This window comes from Bacillus sp. JJ1609 (assembly GCF_036967045.1).
Classification (GTDB): Bacteria; Bacillota; Bacilli; order Bacillales; family Cytobacillaceae; genus Mesobacillus.
Genome location: NZ_JBALSS010000003.1, coordinates 98,348 through 109,515 on the forward strand (window position 1 = coordinate 98,348; position 11,168 = coordinate 109,515).

At 41.7% G+C, this 11,168-nt stretch carries 11 protein-coding genes; all 11 read left to right on the plus strand.

The window, feature by feature from the left end; all coding sequences use genetic code 11:
• The first annotated feature begins 107 nt into the window (after positions 1–107).
• The 11 genes from V7654_RS02360 to aroA all read left to right on the plus strand — a co-directional run bounded on the left by V7654_RS02360 (position 108) and on the right by aroA (position 10,983).
• Positions 108–944 carry a heptaprenyl diphosphate synthase component 1 gene (locus tag V7654_RS02360; protein ID WP_335428166.1) on the plus strand — a complete coding sequence of 279 codons (837 nt, stop codon included), beginning with the start codon at positions 108–110 and terminating at the stop codon, positions 942–944.
• Positions 945–949: 5 nt separating this feature from the next.
• Positions 950–1,654 (plus strand): demethylmenaquinone methyltransferase, encoded by a 705-nt coding sequence (locus V7654_RS02365; RefSeq protein WP_335428167.1) that lies wholly within the window; start codon positions 950–952, stop codon positions 1,652–1,654.
• Positions 1,655–1,996: 342 nt separating this feature from the next.
• Positions 1,997–2,959: a heptaprenyl diphosphate synthase component II gene (gene hepT, locus V7654_RS02370; RefSeq protein WP_335428168.1), complete on the plus strand. Its 963-nt coding sequence runs from the start codon at positions 1,997–1,999 to the stop codon at positions 2,957–2,959.
• A gap of 91 nt (positions 2,960–3,050) precedes the next feature.
• The gene (ndk, locus tag V7654_RS02375; protein ID WP_335428169.1) at positions 3,051–3,497 is read left to right on the plus strand and encodes a nucleoside-diphosphate kinase; all 447 of its coding nucleotides are present in this window, start codon (positions 3,051–3,053) and stop codon (positions 3,495–3,497) included.
• A 247-nt stretch (positions 3,498–3,744) separates the two neighbouring features.
• On the plus strand, positions 3,745–4,518 hold the full coding sequence (locus V7654_RS02380; RefSeq protein WP_335428171.1) for a CheR family methyltransferase: 774 nt from the start codon (positions 3,745–3,747) through the stop codon (positions 4,516–4,518).
• A 219-nt stretch (positions 4,519–4,737) separates the two neighbouring features.
• The gene (gene aroC / locus V7654_RS02385; RefSeq protein ID WP_335428172.1) at positions 4,738–5,910 is read left to right on the plus strand and encodes a chorismate synthase; all 1,173 of its coding nucleotides are present in this window, start codon (positions 4,738–4,740) and stop codon (positions 5,908–5,910) included.
• Between the two features lie 2 nt (positions 5,911–5,912).
• Entirely contained in the window at positions 5,913–6,998 is a 1,086-nt protein-coding gene (gene aroB, locus V7654_RS02390) for a 3-dehydroquinate synthase (protein ID WP_335428173.1), read from the plus strand.
• Between the two features lies 1 nt (position 6,999).
• The gene (aroH, locus tag V7654_RS02395) at positions 7,000–7,356 is read left to right on the plus strand and encodes a chorismate mutase (RefSeq protein WP_335428175.1); all 357 of its coding nucleotides are present in this window, start codon (positions 7,000–7,002) and stop codon (positions 7,354–7,356) included.
• Positions 7,357–7,460: 104 nt separating this feature from the next.
• On the plus strand, positions 7,461–8,564 hold the full coding sequence (gene hisC, locus V7654_RS02400; RefSeq protein ID WP_335428178.1) for a histidinol-phosphate transaminase: 1,104 nt from the start codon (positions 7,461–7,463) through the stop codon (positions 8,562–8,564).
• 15 nt (positions 8,565–8,579) lie between these two features.
• Positions 8,580–9,686: a prephenate dehydrogenase gene (locus V7654_RS02405; RefSeq protein WP_335428181.1), complete on the plus strand. Its 1,107-nt coding sequence runs from the start codon at positions 8,580–8,582 to the stop codon at positions 9,684–9,686.
• A 10-nt stretch (positions 9,687–9,696) separates the two neighbouring features.
• Entirely contained in the window at positions 9,697–10,983 is a 1,287-nt protein-coding gene (aroA, locus tag V7654_RS02410; RefSeq protein WP_335428183.1) for a 3-phosphoshikimate 1-carboxyvinyltransferase, read from the plus strand.
• Positions 10,984–11,168: the final 185 nt, after the last annotated feature.

Here is an 11,168-nt window from a genome sequence, read left to right on the forward strand (position 1 = left end):
TTTTAGTCGGCCAGCGCTTGTCGGGGCTGGTCAAGTCGCTTGCGCTTTTCTTAATTCGACAATTTCTGCCCGCTGCCGGCAATCCAATTTAAATAAGGGGAACAAGGGTGATATATTTGCTAGACTTACAATACAAATTAGACGGCATCAGAGATCTTCTTCTCGAAAAACTTTCGCATCCTTATTTGCTGGAGCATGTAGAATCTCCTTATATAGATGATGATAAGATCTTGCTGCTTATTTCATTACTTGATCAGTACGGAGTAAAGCAGGAACAAATAGAGAATTATACTGTGACCGCAATGCTCCTTCAAATTGCCCTTGATACCCATGAGCATGTCGAGAACTCACAATCAGGTGAAGAAGACAATAGCCATAAAAACCGCCAATTAACTGTGCTTGCAGGTATTTATTTTAGTGGCCTGTATTATAAACTTCTTGCAGAAACAGATGACATTGAAATGATCAAGAGATTGGCAGCAGGTGTAAAGGAAATTAATGAGCATAAGATATCTGTTTATCAAAAAGAAGCGGAAGCAATTGATAAATTGATGCACAGTGTTAAATTGATTGAATCTACACTGCTTGGTAAAATCGCTGATCACTTCCATGCTCCAGAATGGCATGATCTAACTGCAAACTGGCTATTTGTTAAAAGATTGATTGCAGAAGAAAAGAAGTTCCTCCAATCGGGCAGATCGCTGGTTTTTGATGTCTTGAAGAAAATCGCATTGCCTAAAGTGGACCAAAGCTCTACGGAACTCTCTTCTGAACAGCAAAAATACTTATTATCAATTTGTACTCGTTATATTGAATTTTCACTGACGATGATAGATACAGCTTTAAACAGGCTTCCAAGAATGAATAGCCTGCTTGCTGATCGGATAAAGCTTATCGCTGGCCAGCACCAGTCCATGTCTAAAAAATTCGCGGAAGAAGGGTAAAAGAAATGCAGCAATCGAAAGAAGAACGAGTTCATGGTGTCTTTGAAAAAATCTATGAAAATTATGATCAAATGAATTCAGTCATCAGCTTTCAGCAGCATATTAAATGGCGCAATGACACAATGAAAAAAATGAATGTCCCAAAAGGCGCTAAAGCCCTTGATGTCTGCTGCGGAACAGCTGACTGGACTATTGCACTAGCAGAAGCAACTGGCAAGGAAGGCAGCGTTGTCGGACTTGATTTCAGTAAAAATATGCTGAAGATTGGCGAAGAAAAATTGATTGATCGTAAACTTGATCAAGCTACTCTCATTCATGGCAACGCGATGGAGCTGCCATTTGAAGATAATAGTTTTGATTATGTGACTATTGGTTTCGGATTGAGGAATGTTCCTGACTATAACCAGGTATTGCGTGAAATGCACAGAGTCCTGAAACCTGGCGGGATGGCCGTTTGCCTTGAAACTTCCCAGCCCACAATGCCTGGTTTCAAAGAGGTGTATCGCTTTTACTTTAGGTTTATCATGCCGTTGTTTGGCAAGCTATTTGCTAAGAGCTATCAAGAATATTCATGGCTTCAGGAATCAGCAAAGGATTTTCCTGGCATGAAAGAACTAGCTCGGATGTTCTCTGAAGCAGGATTTGTGAATGTAGAATATAAACCATATAGTGGCGGTGTGGCCGCTGTTCATATAGGCCGAAAACAATAATAGACGATCATGGCTGCCCTTTTCTTATTCGCTCGGCAAGGAAGGACGGCCTGTTTTTAATTAGACTTTCTTCACAATTTTTTCAATCTCGTGCAGCCAGACATTGAAAAAAGCAGGAGAAACGTTTTATCATTAAACATACAAGTCTAAGTTTACATAATTTTGGAATTCAAACGTGATAATAACTTTTTATACATAGCTATGGGAGATTGTTTATTATTGATAAATAACAACCCACTAGCATAAAAAATCCCTCCTACCTGGCAGACTTTATGGTTGTGTAAGCCGACTGGCTGCTGCCGCACTAGAGCCGGGACAGGATGCAAAAGCTGGGTGGATATTATGAAAATGAAACTGTTGTATACATATTTAAATTCGGACTTAACATTGATTGAGAAAGAGCTGGAAGATACCATTCAGGCAGAATCTCAGCTGCTCAGGCAGGCAAGCCTGCATTTGCTCAAGGCAGGGGGTAAACGGATCCGTCCTGTATTCGTGCTGCTTGGCGGCAAATTTGGCAACTATGATATAAATGTGATTAAGAATGTCGCAGTTTCACTTGAACTGATTCACATGGCTTCCCTTGTACACGATGATGTCATTGATGATGCTGAATTGCGCAGGGGCCAGCCTACCATCAAAGCAAAATGGGATAACAGGATTGCCATGTACACTGGGGATTATATTTTTGCAAGGGCTCTAGAGCTTATGACGAAAATCGAAAATCCGCTCGCCCACCAAATACTTTCTGATACGATTGTCGAATTAAGTGTAGGGGAAATCGAGCAAATAAAAGATAAATATAATTTTGAACAAAACCTGCGCAACTACCTGCTAAGAATAAAAAGGAAGACAGCACTTCTGATCGCTGCCAGCTGCCAGCTTGGCGCAGTTGTTTCAGGAGTTCCGGAAAAAGACCACCGCAAATTATATCGCTTTGGCTACTATGTCGGTATGTCTTTTCAAATTACCGATGACGTCCTGGATTTTACAGGTACTGAAAAAGAGCTTGGAAAACCAGCTGGAGGGGATTTGCTGCAAGGTAACATCACACTGCCAGTCTTGTATGCGATGGAGGATGAACAAATCCGTACGAAGATTATGTCAGTCCATGAAAATATGGATAGGCAGGAGCTTGATGAAATTCTGAAAATGATTCAGGGATCCGGAGCGATTGAAAAATCTCTTAATCTAAGCGACCGCTATCTGGATAAGGCGCTGTCGATACTCGGTGAACTCCCGCCAAACAAGGCCAAAAAATCATTACAGGATATTGCAAAATTTATTGGTAAACGCAAGTATTAGCAAGTTGCGAATTTTTCAAAAAAATGATACTATTTTCAAGGGTTGCTTTTGTAAGCGGTTCACATACATAGATGAATTAGGAGTGGAACTCATGGAAAAGACGTATTTGATGGTCAAGCCTGACGGTGTACAGCGTAACCTGATTGGTGAAGTTGTTGCTCGTTTTGAAAAGAAAGGCTTCCAGCTAGTTGGCGCAAAACTATTGAACATCCCAAGAGAACTTGCTGAAGAGCATTATGGCGAACACAAAGAGCGTCCATTCTTCGGCGAATTAGTAGATTTCATTACTTCAGGCCCTGTATTTGCAATGGTATGGCAAGGTGAAAATGTTATTGCAACTGCTCGCCAGATGATGGGTGCTACAAATCCTAAGGACGCTGCTCCTGGAACAATCCGTGGAGACTTCGGCGTTACAGTCGGAAAGAACGTTATTCACGGTTCAGATTCAGCTGAGAGCGCTGAGCGTGAAATCGGACTATTCTTCAACAAAGAAGAATTGGCTGAGTACAGCAAATTAATCAACGAGTGGGTTTACTAAACCCACCAGGACACTTGTAAACACAAGTGTCCTTTTTATTTTTGGCCCTTTTTCAAATAGATTGTTATTGGAGGAGGCTTACCGCCCACCCCGCGGAAAGCGAGCATCCTTGAGTGAAATTCAAAACTACTCTAACAGAACAATAATTACAAAAACAGCAAATGAAAATAAATGTCTCTCTAAGTGACTTTAATCAGCTATAATGAGAATATCAATCTTTTTCAGTTATTTACGAAGGGGTACAATGATGCCGCGTGACTATGAAAATTTCATCACAAAAGTCTACCAAAAAACAGGTATAAACCTGGCGCTGTACAAAGAAGCGCAAATGAAAAGGAGATTAACTTCTCTGTATCAGAAAAAGGGCTTTGCTTCTTTTAATGAATTTTTTCAGGCTTTAAACAATGATCATGAACTTATGAACGAGTTTCTAGACAGGATGACCATTAACGTTTCAGAGTTCTATCGAAATGGGAAAAGATGGGAAGTTTTAGATAAGATTATTATGCCAGGACTTATAAGTGTTAATTCAAACCCGAAAATCTGGAGTGCTGCCTGTTCAACAGGAGAAGAGCCGTACACTTTGGCTATGGTTCTTTCTAAACATGTACCTTTATCGAGATTGCAAATCCTTGCGACGGATATCGATGAGAATGTTTTGGCAAAAGCGAAGCTTGGGATATACTCAGAGCGCTCGCTGAACGAGGTGCCAAAAGAGATTGTAAAAAAGTATTTTAACCCTGAGGGTTCATATTTTAAAGTGTCGGATGATATCAAAAAAACGGTAACCTTTAAAAAACAAAATCTTTTGGCTGATCATTTCGGGGGACCATTTGATTTGATCGTCTGCCGAAACGTCCTTATTTACTTTACTGAGGAAGCAAAGGATGAACTCTATCAAAAATTCAGCGCTGCGCTGAAGCCCGGAGGAATACTTTTTGTGGGCAGTACAGAACAGATTTTTAACCCGAATACATACGGTTTCGAAACTGCAGAAACATTTTTTTACAGAAAGAAATAGCAAGGAGAGCCGGTAATCCGTGCTCTCTTTTGTATTTTTCAGCGTTACTTTTAAAAATTGAGGTGGACTTTTTGCGAGTCTTTACCCTTCATGATAAAATGGCTTCATTCCAAAAACAGTACAATAAAAATTTCAAAATAATTAATTTATTGCTATTTTTCTTTTGAACTGTATGATATATTAAAACAAATCCTTTAGCGAGTTGAAGGGGGAAAGCATATGAGATATTTAACAGCGGGAGAATCACATGGACCACAGCTTACAACTATTATAGAAGGAATGCCAGCAGGTATGCCGCTGATAGCTGAAGATATAAACGAGGAGCTTTCACGCAGACAGAAGGGCCATGGGCGTGGCAGAAGGATGCAAATAGAAAAAGATACTGTGAAGATTACCTCTGGGGTGAGACATGGACTGACACTTGGGTCTCCGATCGCACTAGTTGTTGAGAATAATGATTGGAAGCACTGGACAGGTATAATGGGCCAGGAACCACTTGATGAACATTCTCCTGAGGAGGTCAAGAGAAAGATTTCCAGACCACGTCCCGGACATGCAGATTTAAATGGTGCATTGAAATATGGTCACCGTGACATGAGAAATGTCCTTGAACGGTCGTCCGCCAGAGAAACGACAGTGAGAGTAGCTGCTGGTGCTGCTGCTAAAAAATTATTAAGATTACTTGGTATTGAGCTAGTTGCCCATGTGGTCGAAATAGGAGGCATAAAAGCAAGGAACCAGGATTTTTCATCCCTTTCACAATTGAAGGAAGCGACAGAAGAATCCCCGGTGCGTTGTTTTGATTCTGAAGCCGGCCTGAAGATGATGGAAGCGATTGATGATGCTAAGAAAAATGGCGATTCGATTGGCGGTGTCGTAGAAGTAATCGCGGAAGGAATGCCAGCAGGCGTGGGCAGCTACGTCCATTACGACAGGAAGCTTGATGCCAAGCTAGCCGCCGCCATTATGAGCATCAATGCGTTTAAAGGTGTAGAGATCGGTATTGGCTTTGAAGCTGCACGAAAGCCTGGAAGCCAGGTTCATGATGAAATAGCGTGGGAGGAAGGCAAGGGTTATTATCGTAAAACAAACCGATTGGGTGGGTTTGAAGGCGGTATGACAACCGGGATGCCTATTATCGTCCGCGGAGTAATGAAGCCGATTCCGACACTTTATAAGCCATTAATGAGTGTCGATATCGACACTAAAGAACCATTTGCTGCAAGTATTGAAAGGTCTGACAGCTGTGCAGTTCCAGCAGCAGCAGTTGTGGCGGAAAATGTTGTAGCATGGGAACTTGCATCAGCGCTTGTAGAACAATTTTACTCGGATAGGTTCGAGACGCTACAGGCTTTAATAGAGGAGCAGAGAAGAACTGCGAGGGACTTTTAAGTATGCAGCAAATAAAAATAGATACAAGCACAAAATCCTACCATGTACACATAGGACTTGGAGCAGTCAGGATGCTGGGAGACCTTTGTAATGGAGCTGAAGTTAAGTATACGTCCGTTATGGTCATAACGGACGAAACGGTTGCAAACCTTTATCTCCCTTACTTCAGGGAAAACTCAGGCCTGGAACGATTCATTGAAAAAATAGTTCCAAGCGGGGAAAAGGCAAAAACGTTTGATGTGTACTACGAATGTCTTTCTGCAGCGCTTGAAAATAAACTTGACCGAAAGTCTCTGATCATTGCATTTGGTGGCGGAGCTGTCGGAGATCTTGCAGGCTTTGTAGCAGCAACCTATATGCGAGGCATTAGATTCATCCAGGTGCCGACTACGATATTAGCCCATGACAGTGCAGTTGGAGGAAAAGTTGCAATCAACCACCCGTTAGGAAAAAACATGGTCGGTGCTTTTCATCAGCCTGATGCAGTCATTTATGACCTGGGATTTATCGAATCCCTGCCCGAAAAGGAAGTAAGATCTGGTTTCGCTGAGGTAATAAAACATTCACTTATATCAGGTGAAGGCTTTTATAATTGGCTCAGGGAAGAAATCAAATCATTAAAAAGTATAGAGTATACTAAAATGCTAGAATTCTTATCAAAGGGTATTGAAATTAAAGGTTCTGTTGTGGCAATGGATGAACATGAAAACGGGATTCGCGCCTACTTGAATTTCGGGCACACACTCGGTCATGCGATTGAAGCGGAAGCTGGATACGGCAATATAACACATGGTGAGGCAGTGGCTGTAGGCATGTTATTTGCCATTGAATTAAGCAGGGATGTGCTCAAACTTGCCTTTAACCTTGAAGAATATAAAACATGGCTGCAAAGCCTTGGCTATAAGACATCATTACCAAGCGGCCTTTCAATCGATCGCCTGCTCCTAAGGATGAAACAGGATAAAAAAGCAGTAGGAAAGACTATCCGCTTTGTGCTTCTGCAGGAGGTCGGCGACCCTGTCGTTTCGGAAGTGGAAGAAACTGTATTGAAGAACAGCCTTAAGAAATTTATGGAAGAGGGGGAATAATATGATTAGAGGAGTAAGGGGCGCCATAACGGTTAATCAAAACACTGAGGAAGAAATCGTAGCGGCTGCCGAAAGGCTTTTTAGAGAGGCGATCAGTGCCAATAATATTTCCCCAAATGATGTAGCATCCATTTTTATATCCGCAACAGAGGACGTCAACGCTGCTTTTCCTGCGAAAGCTTTAAGGAACATCGTTGGCTGGACATACGTTCCAGTAATGTGCATGAAGGAACTGTCAGTTCCCGACTCACTTCAAATGTGTATCAGGTTCATGATACATGTTAATACCGAGCTTGAGCAGGAGGATATTAAGCATATCTATCTCGAAGGTGCCAAGCAATTAAGGACGGATTTATAATAATATACTTTTTATTCAGCACCTAAAAGTGTAATATAAACACATGTTCTTTATCGCTTTAATTAGATAATGGATTAAAGAGTAGTTTAGATGAGGTGGATAAGATGAGATGGAAAGAGCAGTTGTTGAAATTAACACCCTATCAGCCGGGTAAATCAATTAATGAAGTAAAAAGACAGTACGGTCTTTCTGAAATTGTGAAATTAGCCTCTAATGAAAACCCTTTTGGCTGTTCGGAAAAAGTGATGTCTGAGATTGCAAAATTTACTGGCAAATTGTCAATTTATCCTGATGGCTATGCGACAGACCTTCGTCTAAAGCTCGCAGAGAATTTGGGAGTGAAGCCTGAACAACTGATTCTTGGAAACGGGTCTGATGAAATCATCCAAATGATATCACGTGGCTTGCTTTCTCCGGAAACAAATACAGTTATGGCTACTCCTACTTTTCCCCAATATAAACATAATGGGATTATTGAGGGGTGCGAAATCAGGGAAATTCCTTTAAAAGATGGCGCGCATGATTTGGACGGCATGGCTGCTGCTATTGATAAGAAAACTGCTGTCGTCTGGTTATGCTCTCCAAACAACCCAACTGGCATTTATATAAAAGAAGATGATTTACAGGCGTTTCTTTCCCGAGTTCCAAACGATGTTCTTGTCGTGCTGGATGAAGCATATTTCGAATATGTTTCTGCTGATGACTTCCACGATTCACTTAGGTTACTTGAGGACTATAAAAATGTCATCGTATTAAGGACTTTTTCAAAGATATATGGCCTGGCCAGCCTAAGGGTTGGATACGGGATTGCCCATGAAGAAACTATAGCAGCACTAGAACCTGCCAGGGAGCCTTTTAATGTCAATACACTGGCACAAGCAGCAGCAATCGCGGCACTAGAGGATCAGGATTTTATTGAAAAATGCAAACAGGAAAACATGGCAGGAATTGAACAGTTTTATCAATTTTGTAATGAAGCTGGATTAAAATATTATCCTTCCCAAGGTAACTTCATTTTGATTGATTTTGCCGCAGACGGGCAAGAGGTCTTTCAATTTCTCCTTGAACGCGGGTTTATCGTGCGTTCAGGCAAAGCACTCGGATTCCCGACCAGTGTAAGGATTACGGTTGGCTCCCGGGAACAAAATGCTGGAGTAATTGAAAAAATAAAAGAATATTTACATGTTAATACAGCAATTTCTAAATAAAGGCGTTGATGCATTTTGAAAGGCCGCGTATTTATCATCGGATTAGGACTGATTGGCGGCTCGTTGGCTCTTTGCATTAAGGAAGAACATCCTGAATCAAGAATCATAGGTTTTGATGCAGATGAACATCAAGTCAATTTGGCAAAAATGCTGCAGATAATTGATGATGCAGCAGCGAGTATCGAAGCCGGAGCAGAAGAGGCGGATTTAATTATCATCGCAACGCCTGTGGAAGCAGCTGCCAAGATTCTTGAGGTCCTGGCGAAAGTGCCGCTCAAGAAAGATGTCCTAGTCACTGATACAGGAAGTACCAAAGGGTATATCGCTGAAAAAGCCTCATGCTTAACTGAAAAAGGGATCACGTTTATAGGTGGGCACCCAATGGCAGGTTCGCATAAAAGCGGAATAACAGCTGCAAAGAAACTTCTTTTTGAAAATGCCTTTTACCTGCTGACTCCGGTACAAGGAGTGCAAAGTGATGCTGCAGACAAGCTGAAGGAATGGTTGTCAGGTACGAATGCCAAATTTCTCCTTGTATCCGGGAAAGAGCATGACTACCTTACTGGGGTAGTCAGCCATTTTCCTCATATCATCGCAGCCTCCCTTGTGCACCAGGCTGCCAGGGCAGATGAGGGAAATGTACTTATAACCAGGCTGGCTGCCGGCGGTTTTAGGGACATAACGAGAATTGCCTCAAGTAATCCAAAAATGTGGAGAGACATATTGCTTCAGAATCGTCCAGTACTTATTTCATTGCTTAATGAATGGCAGACTGAGATGGAGCGTGTTAAAGAAATGTTGCATGCTGGCGATGAAAGTTTGATTTATGACTACTTCGACACAGCCAAAAATTTCAGGGACGGTTTGCCAGCTCGTGATAAGGGAGCTATTCCTAGTTTTTATGATTTATTTGTGGATGTTCCTGATTACCCGGGTGTCATTTCCGAGATTACAGGATATCTTGCTGATGAAAGGATCAGCATTACCAATATTCGCATCCTTGAAACAAGGGAAGATATATATGGGGTGCTTGTGATAAGTTTTCAAACACCTGAAGACCGCGCCAGTGCACAAAAATGCATTCAAAAACATACAAACTATGGTACTTCTATTGGAGAATAAGGAGCGAAGTATGTCAGTAAAGAAGCTAATAACCAAATCAACTTCATTAAAGGGTGAAATTAAAGTTCCAGGGGATAAATCGATTTCTCACAGGGCTGTTATGTTCGGCTCAATTTCAAACGGACTGACAAAGGTGACTAATTTTCTGCCTGGAGAAGATTGTTTAAGCACCATTTCTTGTTTTCGCAGTCTTGGAGTTGAAATCAATCAGAGTGGCAGTGAAGTGACGATTCATGGTAAAGGTTTGGACGGGCTGAGGAGATCCGATCACACTTTATACGTAGGAAACTCAGGAACAACAATCCGGCTGCTTATGGGCATCCTTTCAGGCCTTTCATTCGAAACTCGCCTGGAAGGTGATGAATCGATTGCTAAACGGCCGATGACAAGAGTAACAGTACCATTATCTAAAATGGGAGCAAAGATTACCGGCAAAAACAATGGAGAATTTACTCCGCTGACTGTTAATGGTCAGAAATTGATGGGTATTACATACGAACTTCCGGTGGCCAGTGCTCAAGTAAAATCAGCTATTTTGCTTGCTGGATTACAGGCAGAAGGGGTAACTACCGTCATAGAACCAGTTAAGACGAGGGACCATACTGAACGGATGATCAGGCAATTTGGCGGAAGTGTCGAGCAACAGGGCGATAAAGTTATTGTTAGTGGAGGACAAGAGCTTACGGGTACGAATATTGATGTGCCAGGCGATATTTCCTCAGCCGCATTTTTCCTGGCTGCAGGAGCGATCACCCCTGGCAGTGAGATATTGCTCAAGAATGTAGGATTGAACCCGACAAGGACTGGCATTATCGATGTCCTAAAAGAAATGGGAGCCGATCTGACAATAGAAAATTATGATCAAAGTTCAACTGAACCGGCTGGTGATATCAGAATTAAATATTCCCAGCTAAGAGGCACGACAGTGGCAGGAGAATTAATCCCAAGGCTGATTGATGAAATACCGGTAATAGCCTTGCTCGCTTCACAGGCTGAAGGCCAGACAATCATTAAAGATGCTGCTGAATTAAAGGTGAAAGAAACAAACCGGATTGATACAGTGGTGAATGAATTAACCAAACTTGGCGCTAAAATTGAAGCAACAGAAGATGGTATGATCATCGAAGGCAAAACAGACCTTAAGGGTGGTACTGTATCAACCTATGGAGACCACCGGATAGGAATGATGCTCTCAATCGCTGCCCTTATATCCAGCGAAGAAGTTAGTCTTGAAGATAGTGAGGCAGTAGCAGTATCATATCCTCGTTTTTTCGAGGACTTGGATTCTTTAAAATAAAATTCTAGAAATAGTCATTTAAACTCAATGGGAAGGCCTATCCTGCATTTTAGGATGGCCTTTTGCTGTATTTTAAGTTTCAGAATACCTAATTAGTAAGTATTCCAGTGAAGTAATCAAGCGGGATTTTATAATTAGGCTGTGTAAAGCCCAATGTTGTTATGTGAACCCTGTTGATTGTAGTG

Coding starts and splice junctions, on each gene's coding strand:
- aroC (WP_335428172.1), top strand. CDS start 4,738: ATGAGATATTTAACAGCGGGAGAATCACATGGACCACAGCTTACAACT.
- hepT (WP_335428168.1), top strand. CDS start 1,997: ATGAAAATGAAACTGTTGTATACATATTTAAATTCGGACTTAACATTG.
- aroB (WP_335428173.1), top strand. CDS start 5,913: ATGCAGCAAATAAAAATAGATACAAGCACAAAATCCTACCATGTACAC.
- aroH (WP_335428175.1), top strand. CDS start 7,000: ATGATTAGAGGAGTAAGGGGCGCCATAACGGTTAATCAAAACACTGAG.
- V7654_RS02380 (WP_335428171.1), top strand. CDS start 3,745: ATGCCGCGTGACTATGAAAATTTCATCACAAAAGTCTACCAAAAAACA.
- V7654_RS02365 (WP_335428167.1), top strand. CDS start 950: ATGCAGCAATCGAAAGAAGAACGAGTTCATGGTGTCTTTGAAAAAATC.
- ndk (WP_335428169.1), top strand. CDS start 3,051: ATGGAAAAGACGTATTTGATGGTCAAGCCTGACGGTGTACAGCGTAAC.
- hisC (WP_335428178.1), top strand. CDS start 7,461: ATGAGATGGAAAGAGCAGTTGTTGAAATTAACACCCTATCAGCCGGGT.
- aroA (WP_335428183.1), top strand. CDS start 9,697: ATGTCAGTAAAGAAGCTAATAACCAAATCAACTTCATTAAAGGGTGAA.